Raw genomic sequence first — 19,623 nt, 5'->3', positions numbered from 1 at the left:
CGAGGGCCCTCTTACGAACGAGTGGACGTCATGAGCGTTGTCGAGGCCGCAGACGCCAGGCATGAGATCATCATCGTGCGGCGCAACCACGACGACCACGACGACGCCCACCATGGCGGCGTCTGGAAGATCGCCTTTGCCGATTTCATGACTGCCATGATGTGCTTCTTCCTCGTCATGTGGCTGATCAACGCCGCCAACGAGCAGACCAAGGCTGCCGTTGCCAGCTATTTCAACCCGGTCAAGCTGGTCGATCGCAACGCCAGCCGCAAGGGCCTTGAAGACCTCGGCGATGGCCCGAGCAAGGTCGGGCTGACGGCGGACGACCCGCGGGACAAGACCAGCAAGGCCGGACAGGACGGCATCGGCGGCGCCGGCACCTCGGACAAGAAGCAGCCGAAGGAATCGGCGCCAAAGACGGATCTTTCCGACGAGCATCTGTTTGCCGATCCCTATGCGGTGCTGTCGGAAATCGCCACCGACACCGGCGTCATGCAAAATGTCAGCGAGAAGGGCGATGGCGGCGCGCAGGCGTCCGGCCCGGCTACCGGCGCATCCGGCGGCCAATCCTACCGCGACCCGTTCGCGCCGGATTTCTGGTCGCAGCAGGTGGCTGCACCAGGCGCCGAAGCCACCGCCGAACGCACCAAGATCGAAGGCGATCCCCTGAAGCCGGGTGACAAGGCGGCACAGACGCAAGTGGCGGAGGTGAAGGCCGTGCCGGCCGCGCCGCCAGTGGCCGCGGCGCCGCTCGAGCCGCTGGCGAAATCCGTTTCCGATAAGCCGCTGACCAAGGCTGAATCCAAAGCAGAGGCCAAGGCTGAAGCAGCCAAGGCCGAAATTGCAAAGGCCGAAGCCGCCGAAGCACAACCCGCACCCAAACCCGAAGCCGCAGAAAAAGCGCCGACGGCCGCCACTGTTAGAGCCGCGGCGCAGGTCAAGCAGGAACTGGCCGAGGCCTTCAAGCCAGGCGACAAATTGCATAATGGCGTCTCCGTCGAAGCCACCGACAAGGGTGTCGTCATTTCGATCACGGACCAGTTCGATTTCGGCATGTTCGAGATCGGATCGGCGGTGCCTAGGCGTGAACTGGTGCTGGCGATGGAAAAGATCGGCCGCATCGTCAACGAGCAGAAAGGCACGATCAGCATCAACGGCCACACCGACGCGCGGCCGTTCCGCAGCGACACTTACGACAATTGGCGGCTGTCCACGGCGCGCGCCCATTCCGCCTATTACATGCTGGTGCGCGGCGGCGTCGACGAGCGCCGCATCACCGAGGTCGCCGGCTTCGCCGATCGCGAGCCGAAAATTGCAGCCGACCCGATGGCGGCCGCGAACCGCCGCATCGAAATCCTGATGGCGACCGACGGATGAGGCGCGCCGCGATCATCGGCCGCGCCGTCGGGCTGCTGCTGCTGAGCGCTGTCCATCCGCCATCGGCCTTCGCCGAGGACGGCTTGCAGCCCTATCAGCTGGTGCGCTCGCTGCAGCTTGTGCAGGACCGCATAGCCGCCGGCGATCACGCCGCGCTGCCGATGCAGGCCAAGCTGCTCGAAATGGCCGACACAAGGCTGCGCGCGGCCGACGCAGATGATTTCAGCGACCCGAAGAATTTTCGCGCCTTGCTGGTCTATGGCATGAGTGGCGGCAACCCCGTCACCGTCGAGGCGGCGGTGTCGCGCGCCAAGGCCGACCCGCAAAGCCTGGCCATCGCCAAGGGCATTGTCGATTATCTGAACGGCCGGCCGGCGGCTGCGATCGAGGCGCTGAAGCCGATCGATCCGATGACCCTGCCCCCCGATCTCGGTGCCTTTCTGGCGCTGGTCAAGGGCTCGCTTCTCGCCACCGAGCAACCGGTCAGCGCGCTTGCGCTGCTCGACGATGCTCGCCTGCTCAGCCCCGGCACGCTGGTCGAGGAAGCAGCGCTGCGCCGCTCGGTCGGCATCGCCGCCGCGCAAGGCGACGGTGCGCGTTTCGCGCTTGCCTCAACCCAATATGTCGAAGACTACCTCTATTCGCCCTATGCCAGCCAGTTCGCCGACGCATTCGTCTCCGGCGTCATCACGCTGCACATGGCAATCAGCCAGGACAAGCTCGCCGACATCACCGCAATGATGGATCCTGAGCGCGAGAAGGTGATCTATCTGCGCATCGCCCGCCGCGCCGCGATCGACGGCTTTGCCGATCTCTCCGCCTTCGCCTCGGCCAGGGCTGAACGGGGCCGCGACGGCATCCACAATCAGGACGATCCGCGCGCCCAGCTCTATTCCAGCCTGTCCACGGTGACGTCCGGCACCATCGGCGAGGTCCGCGCCAAGCTGGACAAGATCGATCGCAACCAGCTTTCGCAAAGCGACCGCGACCTGCTCGATGCCGCGCAGGCCGTGGCCGGTGAAGTCATCGCCCCGCCGGCGCCGTTGCCTGCCGAAAAGCCCGCACCTGCCGCGGCCAGGCAGGAGCCGGTCAAGACCGCGGCAGTGGAAAAACCCGACGAGCCAGAGCTGCCGCCGGTCGAAGGCGCGATGCCGGAACAGCCAGCCGCCACAACATCGAGTGAACCGGCAGCAACCGACCGACTGAAGGCGGCAAGTGAACCGGCCGCGCAGGCATCGAGCACGCCAGAGGCAAAGGCGGCGGAAACGCCTGCAGTCGCCTCGGCCAGCGATGCGGCTCCGGTCGTGCCGGCATCGGTGCCGGCCCCCGCCGCAGTAGAGCCTACCGATCCCACCGACGCCGCCGTGGCGAGGACGCGTCGCCAGCTCGATTTGATCGACCAGATGCTTGGAGCAGCCCCGAAATGACCACCAATGTTGGCCAGGCCCTGCCGGCTCCCGCGCACGCCGGATCGAAGCAGTCGGCCTCAAACGCCAAAGGTGGCGACAAAAGCTTCGGCGACATGGTGCGCGGCGACGACGATGCGCCGACACCGATAGGCCAGGGAGCAATTGAGGCCGCGTCGCACGAGCTGCGTTGGGCCAAACGCAGCCCTGCCGGTCCCGGCAAAAGCGAAATCCCACACACCCAGTCTGGCAAAACGGGGACGAAATCCGCTGCCGGCAAGGCCGCAAAAGAACATGCCGATAGTGGCCCGGACAAACCATCCAAGGACGCTGAGGTGGCCGGACGAGACGCGGATGCAGGATCGCTGCAGGATCATTTGCCACTGGTGCTGGCGCTGCACGATATCAGGCATTTCTCAACGGTCCGGACAAGCGGGAACGGCATCGCGACGAATGGACAGACTGGGCAACCGGCGCCCGCTGGCGAGGCCATTTCTGCACAGACGTCGCCTCTGAAGAGACACCGCGCAGCGTCCGGCATTGACAACAGACTCGACACGACGACGCGATCGGAACGGGCCAAGCCCGGTACCAGCGTTTCCGCACAGGATCAGGGGCAAAAGCTGCCCGCGATCGGGCTCCAGTCCGGCAAACTGCCGCACCAGGATGGTCCGACGCCTCCTCTACCGGCGGACCAGACGGCAAGCGACGTTTCGGCACCCGAGGCAAAACGGTCCGCGCCGTCGGCGAAGTCCGTCGATGGAGCCCATTCCGCGGCATCGGCCACACAGGGAAAACAGCCGCCATTCGCTGCGCGCGTCGACATTGTCGCCGAACAGAGCTTCCCGGCCCCGGCGCAAAACCCGATGAACCAGACGACTTCGGCGCTTATCGACGTGCTGGCTTCGGACAACGGACTGCGGCAAGCGGTTTCGACGCCGTCGACGAGCGCCCAGACGGCCGGTTCTGTTGCCGTTCCGACACATATATTGAAGATCGAGCTTCACCCGGCAGAGCTCGGCATGGTCACCGCCAGTCTCAGGCTTTCCGGAGAACAACTTTCGATAGAATTGAAGCCCGAAACCCATGAGGCTTACCGCCGTCTCGCCACCGATAGCGACGCCATCGTGAAGTCGTTGCGCGGGCTCGGCTTCGATGTCGACAAGGTCACCATCCTGCAACCTTCGATAGCAGTCCACGCAGGGGTTCGCAGCGATGCAGCGAACTCGCAGCCAATGCCGCAAGGCCGCGACCAGTCCGCTTTTCAGCCCGGAAACTCGAGCGGCAACAATACGGGTTCGGGCGGCCAGCAGTCGGGAAGAAACCGCAATGACGATGCCCAGGAATTCGGCCGCACTGGCGCGCCTGCTCGCGAGCGCGATGGCGAGGATATGTTTATCTAGCCTCATCGCCGGGCCTGCCAACGCCGCCACCAACCCTTGCGAGCCCGAGATCTTGCGTGCCGCCGACCGCTATGGCGTGCCCGCCGGCATCCTCTATGCGGTCGGGCTGACCGAGACCGGCAAGAAGGGTAGCTTGCAACCTAACGCATTGAATATAGAGGGAAAAGCGGTATTTCCAAGGAGCCGCACTGAGGCCCTGGCCGCCTTCGAAGCAGCCCGACGTGAGGGCAAGACGCTGATCGACCTCGGCTGCATGCAGATCAACCATCACTATCACGCCGCGCATTTCCGCAGCGTCGACGACATGCTCGACCCGCGCCAGAATGTCGACTATGCCGCGCGCTTCCTGGCCAGCCTGCATGCTCGTCATGTCAGCTGGTCGATGGCCGTCGCCCGCTACCACGCCGGCCCCGACAATGACCCCGCGCAGAAATTCTATGTCTGCCGCGTCATCGCCAATATGGTCGCCACCGGCTTCGGCAAATGGACCCCGAACGCCCGCAACTTTTGCAACCCTTAGGTGATTCATCTCTTGCGAACGGCTGCAAATCCACGCCCGGCGGGTGACGTGCCACGTCACCCGTTCGGCAACCAACGATACAACCTCCTGATTGCGGTTATTTCGAAACTCGAAATAACTCCCAAGAAAATAGCTACAAGAAATGATGGTTGTTCAGGATTCCCGGCACCGGTTACGGCTCTTCCCACGGGGCAGATGATCTGATTCGGAGGCGGGGCCGATGATTGTAATCGTTGACGAGCGTGAGCTCGTAACTGAAGGCTATAATTCACTTTTCGATCGTGAGGGCGTCGCCTGTGCAGGCTTCGCGTCCGGTGAATTCGGCGAGTGGGTGACATCGGCCGCCGACACGGATTTGCGATCGGTCCGAGCCTTCCTCATCGGCGACTGCCGCGAAGGCGCCATCTCGCCACGCCAGATCCGCGACCGCACCGGCGCTCCGGTTATCGCGCTCAGCGAACAGCACTCGCTTGAAAATACGCTGCGGCTGTTCGAGAGCGGTGTCGACGACGTCATCCGCAAGCCGGTCCATATCCGGGAGATCCTGGCCCGCATCACCGCCATCCGCCGCCGCGCCCATGAGGACGTCAGCTATACCGAGATCGGCGCCATGCGCATCTTCATGGACGGCCGCGATCCCGAGATCGATGGCCAGCCGTTGCCTCTGCCGCGCCGCGAACGCCGCATCCTCGAATATCTGGCGAGCAACCGCGGACGCCGCGTCACCAAGACCCAGGTCTTCAACGCCATCTACGGCATCTTCGACGAAGAGGTCGAGGAGAACGTCGTCGAGAGCCACATCTCCAAATTGCGCAAGAAGCTGCGCGAAAAGCTCGGCCAGGACCCGATAGATTCCAAGCGCTTCCTTGGCTACCGGCTGGTGTTCTGATGGCGGTCTGCGCCAGCCTCGCGCAAGACAGAAATTATATCCTCGCGACCACAGATGGGCCCAACGATGTTGGGCATTGAGGAGACGTTCGATGAGCCTTTACGGAATGATGCGGACCGGCGTTTCCGGCATGAACGCGCAGGCCAACCGCCTTTCGGCCACAGCCGACAACATCGCCAATTCCGACACCACCGGCTACAAGCGATCCTCGGCCGAGTTTTCGACGCTGATCATGCCGCAGGTCGGCGGCGCCTATAATTCCGGCGGCGTCAACACCACCATCCGCTCGGCCATCAGCGCCCAGGGCGTGCTGCAGTACACGACCTCGGTTTCCGACCTTGCGGTCAACGGCAACGGTTTCTTCGTCGTCCAGGACCCCAGCGGAACGCCTTTCCTCACCCGCGCCGGCGCATTCGTTCCCGACGCTCAGGGCAGACTGGTCAACGCAGCCGGCTACCAGCTGATGGCCTACAGCTACGCCAACGGCACACCGGCTGCCACCGCCAACGGTTTCGAAGGGCTGGTGCCGGTCCAGATCTCCGACCAGGAAATGACCGCGACGCCCAGCACCGCGGGCAACTTCAACGCCAATCTGCCGGCCGGCGCCACGCCGCCCGCCGGTCCGCTGCCGTCCACCAACAGCCCGACGGCGGAATACACGTCGAAATCCTCGATGGTCACCTACGACAATCTCGGCAACAAGAAGCTGCTCGACCTCTATTTCACCAACACCGGGACCGGCACCTGGTCGGTCTCTGTGTTCGACCAGTCCCAGGCGACGCCGGGCACATCCTTTCCCTATACGGGCGGCGCGCTGGCCACGGCCAACCTGACCTTCGACACCACCACCGGCAAACTCACCGGCGCCGTCGATTCGATTACCATCCCCGTACCGGGCGGTGCGTCGCTCGACCTCGATTTGTCCAAGCTGACTCAGCTCGGCACCGGCTTCACGGTCTCCGAAGCCAAGGTCAACGGCAACGCGCCCAGCACGATCGAAAAGATCCAGATCGGCGAGGACGGAGTCATTTACGCCCAGTATCAGGACGGCTCGACCAAGCCGCTGTTCAAGATCCCACTGGCCGACGTCCAGAGCGCCGACAACCTCACCGCACTGCCTGGCAATGTCTATGCGCAGTCCACCGACTCCGGCACCGTGCGCATCGGCTTCGCCAATGAAGGCAAGCTCGGCAGCATCATCTCCGGCGCGTTGGAAAATTCCAACGTCGATATCGCCGAGGAATTGACCAACATGATCGCGGCGCAGCGCAGCTACACCGCTAACTCGAAAGTGTTCCAGACCGGTTCCGACCTCATGGATGTCCTTGTCAACCTGAAGAGATAAACGACGGGCGCCAGGGGAATGAACCCAAACCAGAGCAGCGCGGTGCGCGGATTTCGAATTCAAGGCCACACCGGCAAACCGGCCGGGGTGGTCTGGAATTGCAGGTTTCCGAACGCCGACGCCGCCGACAGGGCAGAGACGTCATCCCCTCCCCACTGGCCTCGTGAAAGACCCGCATGTCGCTGACTTCCGCATTGACCATAGCCCAACAGTCGCTTCAGACCACATCGAAGCAGACCAGCGTCCTTTCCCGCAATATTGCCGACGCCAGCAACCCCGACTATGCCCGCCGCACGGCGGTCGTCGTCAGCAGCGCGCCCGGCGCCCGCTCGGTCGAGATCCAGCGCGCCACCAACGCCCTGCTGTTTCGCCAGAACCTTAGCGCGCAATCGGCATGGAGCGGCCAGAGCACGCTTTACAGCGGAATTGACCGCCTCGCCGTTGCCGTCAACGGCGTCGACAACGCCTCCTCTGCCTCGACCGCGATCGGCAAGCTGCAGAACGCGCTGCAGCTTTACGCCGCTACGCCATCCAACCAGAACCTCGGCTCCAGCGTCATCGACGCGGCCCAGCAGGTGGTGCGCGCTCTGAACGACGGCACCAACGCGATCCAGGATTTCCGCACCCAGGCCGATGGCGAGATATCAACGGCGGTTAACGATCTCAACTCGCTGCTTAGTCAGTTCCAGGACGCCAACAAGGCGGTCATCTCCGCAACCCGTTCGGGTACCGACGCATCCGACGCGCTCGACCAGCGCGACGCTTTGCTGAAGAAGATCGCGGACTATGTGCCGGTGTCGACCTTCACGCGTGGCGACAACGACATGGTCATCACCACCAAGGATGGCACGACACTGTTCGAGACCATTCCGCGCTCGGTAAGTTTCACCCCGTCGGCGGGCTACACGGCCGGCACACCAGGCAACACCATCTACATCGACAATGTGCCGGTCAGCGCCGGGGCTGGCGGCAACACCAGCGCCGACGGCAAGCTCGCCGGGCTCATCACCTTGCGCGACGGCGTCGCGGCGACGATGCAGAGCCAGCTCGACGAAGTGGCGCGCGGCCTCATCACCGCCTTTGCCGAAACAGCACCTTCGCAGCCCGACCGAACCGGCCTGTTCACCTGGTCGGGTGCGCCCGCCATTCCGGCCGCCGGCACGCTGATCGACGGGCTTGCCGGCTCGATCAAGGTCAACGCCGCAATGGACTCGAGCGTCGGCGGCAATCCGGTGCTGCTGCGCGACGGCGGCGCCAATGGTGCGGCCTATATCGCCAACACTGCCGGCAACGCCTCCTATTCGCAGCTCTTGATCGGCTATGGCGACAAGCTCGACAAGCCGATGCCTTTCGACGCTGCGGCCGGCATCACCGTCACGTCCAGCGTGTCCGACTACGCCGCCAATGCCATTGGCTGGTTCGAAGGCCAGCGCCAGCAGGCCTCGAGCAACGCCGACGCCAAGGAAGCGCTGGCATCGCGCACCGCCGAGGCGCTGTCCAACGACACCGGCGTCAATGTCGACCAGGAGATGTCGCTGCTGCTCGACCTCGAACACACCTATCAGGCCTCGGCGCGCATGATGAAAACCGTCGACGACATGCTGTCGGCCCTGCTCGATGCCGTAGGATAAGCCATGAAAGCCACATCCGTCTCATCAGCCGCCCTCTCCAACGCCGCGCGCTATCAGCAGATGCGCATGCAGGCCGAACTGGTCAAAGCCACCAAGGAATCGACGACCGGCACCGTCGCCGATGTCGGTCTGGCGCTCGGCGCGCGCACCTCGCAGGCGGTCACCTTCTCGCGCGACCTCGACCGGTTGAACGTCATCATCGATTCCAATTCGCTGGTCACCGCGCGGCTGTCCTCGACGCAGGCTGCGCTTGGCCAGCTTTCCGACACTGCGCAGAATTTGCTGACCGCGCTGACCGCCGCCGGCAATTCCTCGAGCACCATCACGCAGCAAGCCGGCAAGGCCGCCGTGCAGCAGATGACCTCTATCCTCAACGCCAGCGTCAACGGCGAATATCTGTTTGCCGGCACCAACACCGACGTCAAGCCGATCGACGATTTCACCGCCGCGGGCTCGCCGGCCAAGGCGGCGTTCGACGCTTCCTTCTCGTCGTATTTCGGCTTCACGCAGGCCGATCCGCTCGCTGCCAACATCACCGCCGCCCAGATGGACGGCTTCATCACCAGCAATGTCTTGCCGCAGTTCATGGGCTCCGGCTGGCAGGCCAACTGGTCGAACGCCACCGACCAGCAGATCGTCAGCCGCATTTCGCTGGGCGAAACCACCCAAACCTCGGCCAGCGCCAATGACGACAGCATCCGCAAGCTCGCCATGGCTTCCGCCCTGATCACCGGCCTGCTGTCCGGCAATATCAGCCAGGCGGCGAAGACCACCGTTGTCGGCCGCGCCCAGGCGATGGTCGGCGAGGCGCTGGGCGGGCTAGGGCAACTGCAGGCCGAGACCGGCCTTGCCGAGAAGCGGGTCTCCGACGCCAGCGACCGCATGAAGACGCAGGTCGACCTGTTCGAGCGCCATATCCTTGATCTGGAAGGCGTCGACCCCGCCGAGGCAGCCACCCGCGTCGCGGATCTGACGCAGCATATCGAGACGTCCTTCGCGCTGACCGCGCGCCTGCAGCAGATGAGCCTGCTGAACTACCTGACCTGACAATCTCAACCGCAACGGTAGAGCCAAACGATGTACCAATTCTCCTACGCCGACATCCAGACCGACTCCGTTGCCGATGCGAAAGATCGCGAGCGGCAGCTTTTGACCCGCTCGATCGAAATGCTGGCGGCGGCGGCGGCGGTCGGCCACACCTCGATGGAGGCGGTCGAAGCGCTGCACTTCACCAACCGGGTCTGGACCACCTTCGTCGAGGATCTCGGTTCCAGCGACAATGTCCTGCCCAAGGAACTGCGCGCCAACCTCATCTCCATCGGCCTGTGGCTGCTGCGCGAGGCCGAGGACATCCGCCAGGGCCGCACCGACAATTTCGAAGGGCTGATCGAAGTGTCCCAGATCATCCGGGACGGCATTCAATGACCAACACGCTGAAGATATCGCTGAAGCCGAACGAGAAGATCTACATCAACGGCGCCGTCATCCGCGTCGACCGCAAGGTCACCGTCGAGCTGATGAACGACGTACAGTTCCTGCTCGAGAACCATGTCATCCAGGCCGACGATGCCTTGACGCCGCTCAAGCAGCTCTATTTCATCCTGCAGGTGATGCTGATGAACCCGGCCGGCGCCATCGAGGCGCGCGCCATGTTCCGCCGCTCGCTGCCCTTGCTTTTGGCAAGCTTCGAGGATGAGCAGATCAGTGGCGCGCTGAAGCAGATCGACCGCATGGTCGGCGAAGACCATATCTATGAAGCGCTGAAGGCTATCCGTGCGCTTTATCCGCTCGAACGCCGCGCACTTGGCGGCAATGACGATGTTCAGGGTGCGAAGCGCCCGCTGGCCGTGGGAGCACAATACTGATGAATGTGGACATGACGACGACGATCCCCACGGGCGCCAACCAGGGCACCCAGCAGACGTCGAAGACAGCGGTCGACTACCAGTCGTTCCTGAAGCTGTTGATCGCCGAGATGAAGAACCAGGATCCGACGAAACCGATGGATTCGACGCAGTATGTCGCCCAGCTCGCCACCTTCTCGCAGGTAGAGCAATCGGTGCAGACCAACACCAAGCTCGACCAGATCATGCAGTCCTCGGCGCTGTCGCAGGCCGATGCCTTGATCGGCCGCTCGATCACCTCGGCCGACGGCAAGACGACCGGCGTCGTGGCCTCGGTCAAGCTTGCAAGCAACGGCGTGATCGCCGTGTTGCAGAACGGCACCGAAGTGCCGGTCGGCGCGGGCGTTTCGATAAAGCCGGCCAGCTAGACAGTTCCATAGAGGCGCGCTCACATGAACGAGGCCGACGCACTCGACATCGTCCAGTACGCGGTATGGACGGTGCTTGTTGCTTCCGCGCCGGTGGTGCTGGTCGCCATGGTGGTCGGCATCGGCATTGCCCTGATCCAGGCCCTGACCCAGATCCAGGAAATCACCCTGACCTTCGTGCCCAAGATCGTCGCCATCATGCTGGTCGTGGCGCTGACCGGTCCGTTCATCGGCAGCCAGATCTCGGCCTTCACCAACGTCATTTTCGAGCGCATTGAAAACGGGTTCTAGGCAGCGCTTGCAGGCGGCTGTGTTCCGGCTAGATTGCAGGCCATGACTCAGGCAGAACTCACCGGCAGGCCATGTGCGGAATAGCCGGCGTCTGGCGCAAACGAAACCCGATCGACGCCAACGACCTGTCGGATGTCGCCAGCATGATGCAGGCGTTGGTACATCGCGGCCCCGACGATCATGACAGCTGGCACAACAATCGGCTGGCGCTCGGTCACCGCCGACTTACCATCATCGATCCCTCGCCCGCCGCCCGTGAGCCGATGCTGACTTCTTCCGGCGATGGCGTTCTCGTCTACAATGGCGAGGTCTACAATTACCGCTCGCTGCGCGAAACGCTGCAGGCGCAAGGCGTCGTCTTTCGAACCATCTGCGATGCCGAAGTGGTTCTCGAAGCCTTGCATCACTGGGGCCCCGAAAAAGCCGTGCCGCTGTTCGACGGGATGTTTTCCTTCGCCTATTTCGACGCTCGCAGCAGTGCGCTGTGGCTTGCGCGTGACCGTCTTGGAATCAAGCCGATGTCGGTGGCCGACACGCCGGAGCGAATCCTGTTCGCCTCGGAGGACAAGGCGATCCTCGCCTGCGACGGTTTTCCGCGCGACATCGACAGCCGCGAGATCACCTTGCGGCTTGCCTGGCAGAGCCGCGATTCCAGCTACAGCCTGTTCGACCGCATCGAGCGCCTGCCGCCCGCCGGCCTGTGGAAGATCACCGATGGCGTTATCGAGAAGCGCCGCTTCTGGCATGTGCTGGACGTGCTGGAGACCGCGCGCATTACCGGCGATGCATCCGCTGATGCTGAACACATGGCGACGCTCGAGGCGTTGCTCAAGGACAGCGTCGGACTTCACTGCATCGCCGATACCAGCGTTGCCACCGCCTGCAGCAGCGGTGTCGATTCCGGCCTGATAACGGCGCTGGCAAAGCGGTTCAGGCCGGAAGTCCACGGTTATGTCGTCGACCCGCAGCTCGGCAACAGCGAGGCCGAAGACGCCGAACGCACCGGCCGCCATGTCGGCGTGCCCTTGCGCCGGGTGCCGGTCGACAGGAACCGGTTTTTCGAACTTTGGCCAAGGGTAATCTGGCATCTTGAAAGCGATGGCTGGCACGCCAGCCATGTCGCACTGCTGGCGCTTGCCGAACGATGCCGGGCCGATGGCGTCAAGGTGCTGCTCACCGGCGAAGGCGCAGACGAATTGTTTGGCGGCTACCCCTTGCAGGCCTTGAGCATGAAGAAGTGGCGTTCCTGGTCGTGGCCCCGGCGCCTGGTCCATTCGAAGCGCTCGCTCGACCGGAGATTCGAGCAACAGCGTCATGCCCCCTACAAGGTCTCGGCTGGAAGCCACTCACAAATGGATCGCAGCATGGTCCTGCGTGCTTTGTCGCCGGAGCTGAATTTTCTGCAAACCGAGATCTTCGACCGCCTGGAGCCGGTTATGCCGCCCGCGGATCGCGCCTTTCTCGGTAGTTGCCTCTACGACCTCTATTCGCATCTGCAGGACATCCTGCACCGGCACGACCGGCTGAGCATGGCGGCGTCCGTGGAACTGCGGGTCCCGTTCCTGGAAAACCGCCTGATCGACTTCGCCATCCATTTGCCGAGGCGGCAGAAATACCGCGACAAAACAGGAAAATGGCTTTTGCGAAAGGTCGCTGAAAAGCATATTCCGCGCCAGAACGTCCAGGCGCGCAAGATCGGCTTCGAGATGTCGTCGCAATTTTCGGCCGGCACGGAGACTTTGCTACGCGGCGGTTTCCTGCGCGATGCCTTGAAATGGCCCGCCGCGAATTTGGAGGACATGGTCCAGTTGGCGCGGCGCGAGCAACCGTCCAGGCTGCGGCTTGTCGGCATGGAGCTTTTCCTGCGCCTTCACGCCGGCGGCGAGACGACAGGCACGCTGACCGAAGCCTTGCATACCGCTGCCCGGGACAGAAGCTGACTTCGCGCGCGGCCGACAGCCCCGCGCAGTGGACCAATGAGAACATCGCTCTGGGTAGCGGACCATTCCCGGCTGACGTATTTTCGCCTTGCTATCCTGTTGTTGGACCATGATCTTTTCGAAGACGCGTTCGCCCTTTTGGATGTCGTGCTCTATTTCAAACGGATGCCATGATTGTCGTCCCCGCGGACGAAACCAGCACGTTAAGGTGGGACAGGTCTGATGATCGATGACGAGCCGGACAGCGAACGCGTTTCGGCGCTGGCGCCGTTCCGGCACGGCATCTTCCGCGCCGTCTGGTCGGCCAGCCTGGTGTCGAATTTCGGTGGCCTGATCCAGGGCGTCGGCGCCGCCTGGATGATGACCACCATCGCCACGTCGCCCTATCAGGTGGCGCTGGTCCAGGCCTCGGCCACTCTGCCGATCATGCTGTTTGCACTCGTCGCCGGCGCCATCGCCGACAGCTTCAACCGGCGCAAGGTGATGCTGATCGCCCAAATCTTCATGCTGGTCGTCTCTGCACTTCTAACGCTGTTCACCTGGAACGGCTGGATGACGCCGTGGACGCTGCTTGCCTTCACCTTCCTAATCGACAGCGGCACGGCGCTCAACAACCCGTCCTGGCAGGCATCGGTCGGCGACATGGTGCCGCGCAACAAGCTGCCGGCCGCGGTTGCACTCAATTCACTGGGCTTCAACCTGACACGCAGCGTCGGCCCGGCGATCGGCGGCATCATCGTTGCCGCCGCTGGTGCGGCTGCTGCGTTCGCCGCCAATGCGCTGAGCTATATAGGTCTCATCATCGTGCTCTTCCGCTGGAAGCCGGAGCTGCCGGTCTCGACGCTGCCGCGCGAGACGCTGGGCGCCGCCATGGGCGCCGGCCTGCGCTATGTCGCCATGTCGCCCAACATCGGCAAGGTGCTGGTCAGGGGCTCCGCCTTCGGCTTCAGCGCCGGCGCGGTTTTGGCGCTGCTGCCGCTGGTGGCGCGCGACGTCGTCAAGGGCGATGCCTTGACCTACGGCATCATGCTCGGCGCCTTCGGCATCGGCGCCGTCGGCGGCGCGCTGATAAGCGTGCGTCTCAGACAATTGCTGTCCAGCGAGACGATGGTGCGGATGGCCTTCGCCGGCTTTGCCGTCTGCGCCTTCAATGCCGCCATCAGCCTCAATGCCTGGCAGACTGCGGCGGGTTTGCTCATCGGCGGCGCCTGCTGGGTGATCGCGCTGTCGCATTTCAACGTCACGGTGCAGATGTCGACGCCGCGCTGGGTCGTCGGCCGGGTGCTGTCGGTCTACCAGACGGCGACCTTCGGCGGCATTGCGCTGGGCAGCTGGATCTGGGGCGTCGTTGCCGATGCGCATGGCGCCGAAACCGCGCTGATTGCGGCGGCCATCGCGATGCTTGTTGGCGGCGCCATCGGCCTGTTCCTGCCGCTGCCGCAGCAGACGACTCTCAACCTCGACCCGCTCAACCGCTTCAAGGAGCCGCATCTCGGCCTCGACCTGAAGCCGCGCAGCGGCCCCATCGCCATCATGATAGAGTACATTATCCGCGACGAAGATGTACCCGAATTCCTCGCCACCATGGCCGAGCGCGGGCGCATCCGCCGCCGCGACGGCGCCCGCAACTGGACGCTGGCTCGGGACCTAGAAAATCCCGCAGTCTGGATCGAACACTACCACACGCCGACCTGGCTGGAATACATCCGCCACAACCGGCGCGCCACCCATGCCGACGCCGTCGTCGGCGAGCGGGTGCGGGCGCTGCACAGCGGCGACGAACCGCCGCGCGTGCGCCGCCTGATCGAGCGCCCGACGACCGCCGGCACCGCGCTGGTCTCGCCGAAGGGGCCGATCGATCACTGAGCTCGCCATAGCCGTAGCGCCGGTCAGCCGGCGCTCTGGATCATGTAGAGCTTGCGCGTGGTCTCGCGTATCAGCCACTCGCCCTTCCAGCCCTGCGGCAGGACGAGGAGATCGCCCGGACCGAGTTCCCGCACCTCGCCATCGATGCGGCTCAGTTCCACGCGCCCCGAAATGATGTGGCAGATCTCCGACGAGTCCGAACGATCGGCGGTGAAGCGGCCGGGCGTGCATTCCCAGATGCCGACATCGACAGTCCCGTCAGGCGATTGAAAGAACGAGCGCACGGCCTCGACCTGATCGCCTTCAATCGAGCTTGGCTTAGGAGAGAACGCGCCGATCTCGGCCTTGGCGAGATCGTGGAAGGTCGAAAGATCGATCAAGTCTAGCTCCATGGATAAGAGCAATTCCAGGAAAGGGGTCTGCCCCGGAATTGCGTGAGAACAAATGGCTTTAGTGGCCGGTGATGCTGTCGGCCAACGCGGCCAGCTTCGAGGTGCGCGCAAGCCCTGCCGCCTCGCGGCCATCGGCAATGCGATAAAGCTGGTACATCGAATGCACGCCCAGCCAGCGGAAGGGCTCCGGTTCCCATGGCCTGACCTTGCGGTTGACCCAGGGCAGCTTCGTCAGCTCGGTGTTTGCCCCGAGAACAAGGTCAGCCAGCGTGCGCCCCGAAAGGTTGGAGCTGGACACGCCGAGGCCGACATAGCCGCCGGCCCAGCCGATGCGGGTCGCGGGATCGAGGCCGACCGTGGTGCACCAGTCGCGCGGCACGCCGAGCACGCCGCACCAGGCGTGATCGATGCGGCATCCCTTGGTCTGCGGCAAGAGCGTCGTCAGGATCGTGTGCAGCTGGTCGATCGTGGCCTGCTGCGTCTGGCCGTTGACGTCGGTGCGCGAGCCGTAGCGATAAGGCACGCCGCGTCCGCCCATCGTGATGCGTCCCTCACGCGTGCGCTGGGCATAGCAATAGGCATGCGCCGCATTGCCGAGCAGTTCGTGCCCTTCCCAACCGATGTCGCGCCACAGGTCGGCAGGCAGCGGCTCAGTCACGATCTGCGCGCTGTTGAGCGCCAGCCAGGTCCGCTCCTCGCCGGGGATGCCTGATGTAAAACCCTCGGTCGCGCGGATGATCGTCTCCGCCTGCACCGTACCGCGGTCTGTCGTCACGCTGACCTTGGCGATGCTTGTCACCGTCGTCTTCTCATAGATCGGCACGCCCAGCCGCTCGACGGCATCGGCAAGCCCGCGCACCAGCTTGGCCGGCTGCACCCGCGCCTGGCCATGGACGACGAAGCCGCCCATGACGTTACGGATGTTGATGCGCGTGCGCGTTGAGGCGGCGTCCAGCATCTCGACGCGGTTCGGGTCGACATCCCAGGAACGGATCGTCTCGCATTCTTCGCGCACGCGCTCCAACTGCGCTGCGTTGGTGGCCACCGTCAGATTGTCGACGCGGCGAATGTCGGCGTCGATGCCTTCCTCGGTCGCGACCCGGATCACTTCATCAACGCAGCCTGCCATCGCCGCCTGCATCGCCATCACGCCTTGGCGGCTCGATGTCTTGAGATATTTTTCGCGCGACCAGCTGAAGCCGCCCGACAGCCAGCCGCCATTGCGCCCCGAAGCGCCGAAGCCGGCAAATTCGCGCTCGACGATCACGACGCGCAGCGATGGCTTCGCCTTTTTCAGATAGTAGGCGGTCCACAGGCCGGTATAGCCGGCGCCGACAATGGCGACATCGGCCTCGATGTTTCCAGGCAAGGACGGGCGCGGAACGGGAACCGCCCCCAGATCCGCATACCAGAACGATATGTCGCCGTTGCGCTTGGCTTGCATGGAATGACTTTCAGATGGGATCAGGCCAGATGGGATCAGGCCAGATGGAATCAGGTGAGTGTGGTGTCGGCGCTTGCGTCGTCCGCGAGCAGCTTGGCATCGCTGCCGTCGAAGCAGAGCTCGACCTTGTCGCCGAGGCCAAAACTCTCGCCGGTCAGTGGTGAGCGCACGATCGCGGCCGAGCCGTCGGCGAGCTTGACTTCGTATTTCGATTCCGAGCCGAGATAGATGGCTTCCGCGATCGTCCCCGACAGGCGGTTGGCGCCATTGGCAGCACTTTGGCCGGCTCTTCGGATCGCGAGCTTTTCGGGACGCAGCAGCATCACCGGACTGGCTTCTCCCGACAGCTTACGCGGTACCGTCACCGTCTCGCCGGCGATGCTCAGCGCGGTGCTGTTGCCATCGCTGCGCGCCTTGCCGCGCAGCACGGTGGAATCGCCGATGAAGCGGCCGACGAACAGCGTTGCCGGCTCGTCATAGAGCTGGCGGCCGGTGCCGACCTGCTCGATGCGCCCGCGGTTGAACACGGCGATGCGGTCCGACAGCACCAGCGCCTCTTCCTGATCGTGCGTGACATAGACGAAGGTGGTGCCGAGTTCGCGATGGATGCGCTTGATCTCGAGCTGAAGCCATTCGCGCAGCTTCTTGTCGAGCGCGCCGAGCGGCTCGTCCATCAGGAGCAGCGGCGGGTCGAAGACGATGGCGCGTGCCAACGCCACGCGCTGCTGCTGGCCGCCCGACAATTCGCTGGGATAGCGATGCGCGAAATCGCCCATCTTGACCATGTCGAGCGCCCTTGCCACGCGTGTCTGCCTCGTCGCCTGGTCGACGCCGCGAAGCGTCAGCGGATAGGCGACGTTGCGGCCGACGCTCATATGCGGGAACAGCGCGTAATGCTGGAAGACGACGCCGATGTTGCGCTTGTGCGCCGGCACGCCGACGACGCTTTTTTCCCCGACCAGAAGCTTGCCGCTGGTGACATCGGTGAAACCGGCAATCACGTTGAGCGTCGTCGTCTTGCCCGAGCCGCTGGGGCCGAGCAGCGTCATGAACTCGCCGGGCTCGATGCGCAGCGACACGCCGTCCAGCGCCTTGAAGCCGCCATAGGCCTTGCTGATCGCTTCGAGATCGATCGCCGCGCCCTTGCTTGTCGGCTTCGGATTCATTGGCGTCCTTTCCGCTCGCGGCCAAGAAGGAGCATGCCGCCGCCGATCAGGATCGTGGTCGCGAAAAGCAGGATCGTGCCGACAGCCGCCACCGTCGGATCGGCGTCGCGCGTGATCGAGGCAAAAATCTGCACCGGCAATGTCTTGAGATAGGCGTTCGTGATGAACAGCGACACGACAATCTCGTCGAACGAGGTGGCGAAAGCGAACAGCAGGCCTGAGAGCACGCCCGGCGCGATCAGCGGCAGCGTCACCGTGCGAAACGTGGTCAGTGCGCCGGCGCCCAGGCTCGCGGCGGCTGTCTCCAGCCGGCGGTCGAACACTTCGAGACTGGCCGAGACCGCGATCAGCACGAAGGGCAGCGCAAGGATGGTGTGGGCCAGCACGAAGCCGAGCAGCGTGCCGACGAGCTGCGTGTCGAGATAGACGGCATAGATGCCGATCGCCAGCACCACGCCCGGCACCACCATCGGCGTCAGCATCAGCATACGCAAAAGGTTCGCCGGCCGCGCCTTCATGCGGTCGAGGCCGAAGGCGGCAAGCGTGCCGAGCACCGTTGCCAGGACGGCAACGATGGAGGCGACTTTCAGCGAGTTCAGGAAGCTGTTCGACCAGTCCGGATTGGTGGCGAAATTCTGGTACCACTGCCAGGAAAAGCCTTGCGGCGGAAACGCCAGCGATTTGTTTTCGTTGAACGACATCGGCACCACGACCAGCGTCGGCGCCACCAGCCATATCGCCACCAGCAGGCAGACGAGCCCGAGAAGAACGCGGGTGAGCGGCTTCATCTCCATCAGCGCCGCCCCGCTTCCCGATGACTGGACCGCATCACAGGTGCTGCCAGCGCCAGCAGCACGAAGGTGGTGACCAGCAGAACGACGCCCATGGCGCCGCCCCTGCCCCATTGCAGCAGGCTGAGCACCTGCGTCTGCACCAGCGTCGACAGCATGGTCGAGCGCGGGCCGCCGAGCAAAGCAGGCGTGATGTAGAAGCCGAGCGACAGGATGAAGACGATGATCGCGCCGGCATAGACGCCGGGCAGCGACAGCGGCAGATAGACGGTGAAGAACGCGCGCGACGGCCGCGCACCGAGGCTTTGCGCCGCACGCATCAGCCTGAGGTCGATGCCTTGCATCACGGAATAGAGCGGCAGGATCATGAACGGCAACAGCACCTGCGCCATGCCGATGACCACGCCGGTCTGGGTGCGGATCAGCTTGACGCCGCCGAACCCGACCGAGCGCAGCAACGAATTGATGACGCCCGAATCCTGCAGCAGGATCACCCATGACAGCGTTCGCACCACACCACTCACCCAGAACGGGATCAGCACGCAAAGCACAAGCACCAGCCGGACGCGCGGCCCGACCGCGGTCATCAGATAGGCATAGGGATAGGCCGCGATGACGCAGACCAGCGTCACCCAGGCCGAAATGACGAAAGTCCGCTGCAGCACTGTCAGGTTGACCGGCGCGCCGAAGAACCAGGCATAGTTCTGCAGCCCCCACTCAGGTTCCGACAGGCTGCGCAGCACGATGGTGAGCAGCGGATACCCGATCACCGCGACGAGCAGGATGAGCGCCGGCGCCGTGAGCGCGAACGGCCGCCATGCCCGACCCGGCCGCGCATGGGCGGCGGGTTGGGCGATGGGTTCGGACGCGCTCACGGCCTGGCTCTCACT

At 64.1% G+C, this 19,623-nt stretch carries 19 protein-coding genes; 14 read left to right on the top strand and 5 right to left on the bottom strand.

Features of this window, described 5'->3' with window-relative positions:
• Positions 1-30: 30 nt before the first annotated feature.
• The 14 genes from NKL06_RS23165 to NKL06_RS23100 all read left to right on the top strand — a co-directional run bounded on the left by NKL06_RS23165 (position 31) and on the right by NKL06_RS23100 (position 14,940).
• Positions 31-1,377 (top strand): MotB family protein, encoded by a 1,347-nt coding sequence (locus NKL06_RS23165; protein WP_023691728.1) that lies wholly within the window; start codon positions 31-33, stop codon positions 1,375-1,377.
• Positions 1,374-2,804 carry a MotC family chemotaxis protein gene (locus NKL06_RS23160; protein WP_023691729.1) on the top strand — a complete coding sequence of 477 codons (1,431 nt, stop codon included), beginning with the start codon at positions 1,374-1,376 and terminating at the stop codon, positions 2,802-2,804. Before NKL06_RS23165 ends, NKL06_RS23160 begins: the two co-directional genes overlap by 4 nt.
• The gene (fliK, locus tag NKL06_RS23155) at positions 2,801-4,186 is read left to right on the top strand and encodes a flagellar hook-length control protein FliK (RefSeq protein WP_023691730.1); all 1,386 of its coding nucleotides are present in this window, start codon (positions 2,801-2,803) and stop codon (positions 4,184-4,186) included. The genes NKL06_RS23160 and fliK overlap by 4 nt, the downstream gene beginning before the upstream one ends.
• Positions 4,164-4,706, top strand: coding sequence for a transglycosylase SLT domain-containing protein (locus NKL06_RS23150; protein ID WP_023683296.1), 543 nt, complete (start codon positions 4,164-4,166; stop codon positions 4,704-4,706). The genes fliK and NKL06_RS23150 overlap by 23 nt, the downstream gene beginning before the upstream one ends.
• A 220-nt stretch (positions 4,707-4,926) precedes the next feature.
• Complete coding sequence (locus NKL06_RS23145; protein ID WP_023683295.1) at positions 4,927-5,595, top strand: response regulator transcription factor; 669 nt, start codon at positions 4,927-4,929, stop codon at positions 5,593-5,595.
• 91 nt (positions 5,596-5,686) lie between these two features.
• Entirely contained in the window at positions 5,687-6,940 is a 1,254-nt protein-coding gene (locus tag NKL06_RS23140; RefSeq protein WP_023691731.1) for a flagellar hook protein FlgE, read from the top strand.
• Positions 6,941-7,116: 176 nt separating this feature from the next.
• Positions 7,117-8,571, top strand: a complete 1,455-nt coding sequence (gene flgK, locus NKL06_RS23135) for a flagellar hook-associated protein FlgK (protein ID WP_023686357.1) — start codon at positions 7,117-7,119, stop codon at positions 8,569-8,571.
• A gap of 3 nt (positions 8,572-8,574) precedes the next feature.
• Positions 8,575-9,618 carry a flagellar hook-associated family protein gene (locus tag NKL06_RS23130; RefSeq protein WP_023671892.1) on the top strand — a complete coding sequence of 348 codons (1,044 nt, stop codon included), beginning with the start codon at positions 8,575-8,577 and terminating at the stop codon, positions 9,616-9,618.
• A 30-nt stretch (positions 9,619-9,648) separates the two neighbouring features.
• Positions 9,649-9,996, top strand: a complete 348-nt coding sequence (gene flaF / locus NKL06_RS23125) for a flagellar biosynthesis regulator FlaF (protein WP_023671893.1) — start codon at positions 9,649-9,651, stop codon at positions 9,994-9,996.
• Positions 9,993-10,436, top strand: coding sequence for a flagellar biosynthesis repressor FlbT (gene flbT, locus NKL06_RS23120; protein WP_023671894.1), 444 nt, complete (start codon positions 9,993-9,995; stop codon positions 10,434-10,436). Before flaF ends, flbT begins: the two co-directional genes overlap by 4 nt.
• Positions 10,436-10,843, top strand: coding sequence for a flagellar hook assembly protein FlgD (gene flgD / locus NKL06_RS23115; RefSeq protein ID WP_023671895.1), 408 nt, complete (start codon positions 10,436-10,438; stop codon positions 10,841-10,843). The genes flbT and flgD overlap by 1 nt, the downstream gene beginning before the upstream one ends.
• A gap of 24 nt (positions 10,844-10,867) precedes the next feature.
• Entirely contained in the window at positions 10,868-11,134 is a 267-nt protein-coding gene (gene fliQ / locus NKL06_RS23110) for a flagellar biosynthesis protein FliQ (protein WP_023671896.1), read from the top strand.
• Positions 11,135-11,205: 71 nt separating this feature from the next.
• Positions 11,206-13,074: an asparagine synthase (glutamine-hydrolyzing) gene (gene asnB / locus NKL06_RS23105; protein ID WP_023691732.1), complete on the top strand. Its 1,869-nt coding sequence runs from the start codon at positions 11,206-11,208 to the stop codon at positions 13,072-13,074.
• 222 nt (positions 13,075-13,296) lie between these two features.
• Positions 13,297-14,940: an MFS transporter gene (locus NKL06_RS23100; RefSeq protein WP_023671898.1), complete on the top strand. Its 1,644-nt coding sequence runs from the start codon at positions 13,297-13,299 to the stop codon at positions 14,938-14,940.
• 23 nt (positions 14,941-14,963) lie between these two features.
• Here the strand turns inward: NKL06_RS23100 and NKL06_RS23095 are convergent, their stop codons facing one another.
• From NKL06_RS23095 to NKL06_RS23075, 5 genes are read right to left on the bottom strand one after another with little or no spacing between them, the layout of a single operon-like run.
• Positions 14,964-15,332 (bottom strand): cupin domain-containing protein, encoded by a 369-nt coding sequence (locus NKL06_RS23095; RefSeq protein WP_081725355.1) that lies wholly within the window; start codon positions 15,330-15,332, stop codon positions 14,964-14,966.
• 58 nt (positions 15,333-15,390) lie between these two features.
• Positions 15,391-16,776, bottom strand: coding sequence for an NAD(P)/FAD-dependent oxidoreductase (locus NKL06_RS23090; RefSeq protein WP_023691733.1), 1,386 nt, complete (start codon positions 16,774-16,776; stop codon positions 15,391-15,393).
• A gap of 50 nt (positions 16,777-16,826) precedes the next feature.
• Positions 16,827-17,942 carry an ABC transporter ATP-binding protein gene (locus NKL06_RS23085; RefSeq protein WP_023686365.1) on the bottom strand — a complete coding sequence of 372 codons (1,116 nt, stop codon included), beginning with the start codon at positions 17,940-17,942 and terminating at the stop codon, positions 16,827-16,829.
• The gene (locus tag NKL06_RS23080; RefSeq protein WP_023691734.1) at positions 17,939-18,736 is read right to left on the bottom strand and encodes an ABC transporter permease; all 798 of its coding nucleotides are present in this window, start codon (positions 18,734-18,736) and stop codon (positions 17,939-17,941) included. Before NKL06_RS23080 ends, NKL06_RS23085 begins: the two co-directional genes overlap by 4 nt.
• Entirely contained in the window at positions 18,736-19,608 is an 873-nt protein-coding gene (locus tag NKL06_RS23075) for an ABC transporter permease (RefSeq protein ID WP_023691735.1), read from the bottom strand. Before NKL06_RS23075 ends, NKL06_RS23080 begins: the two co-directional genes overlap by 1 nt.
• Between the last annotated feature and the right edge of the window lie 15 nt (positions 19,609-19,623).

The organism is Mesorhizobium sp. C268A, assembly GCF_040324475.1.
Lineage (GTDB): Bacteria > Pseudomonadota > Alphaproteobacteria > Rhizobiales > Rhizobiaceae > Mesorhizobium.
Note: the sequence above shows the minus strand (reverse complement) of the source record. Positions and strands in the feature narration are given on the sequence as shown.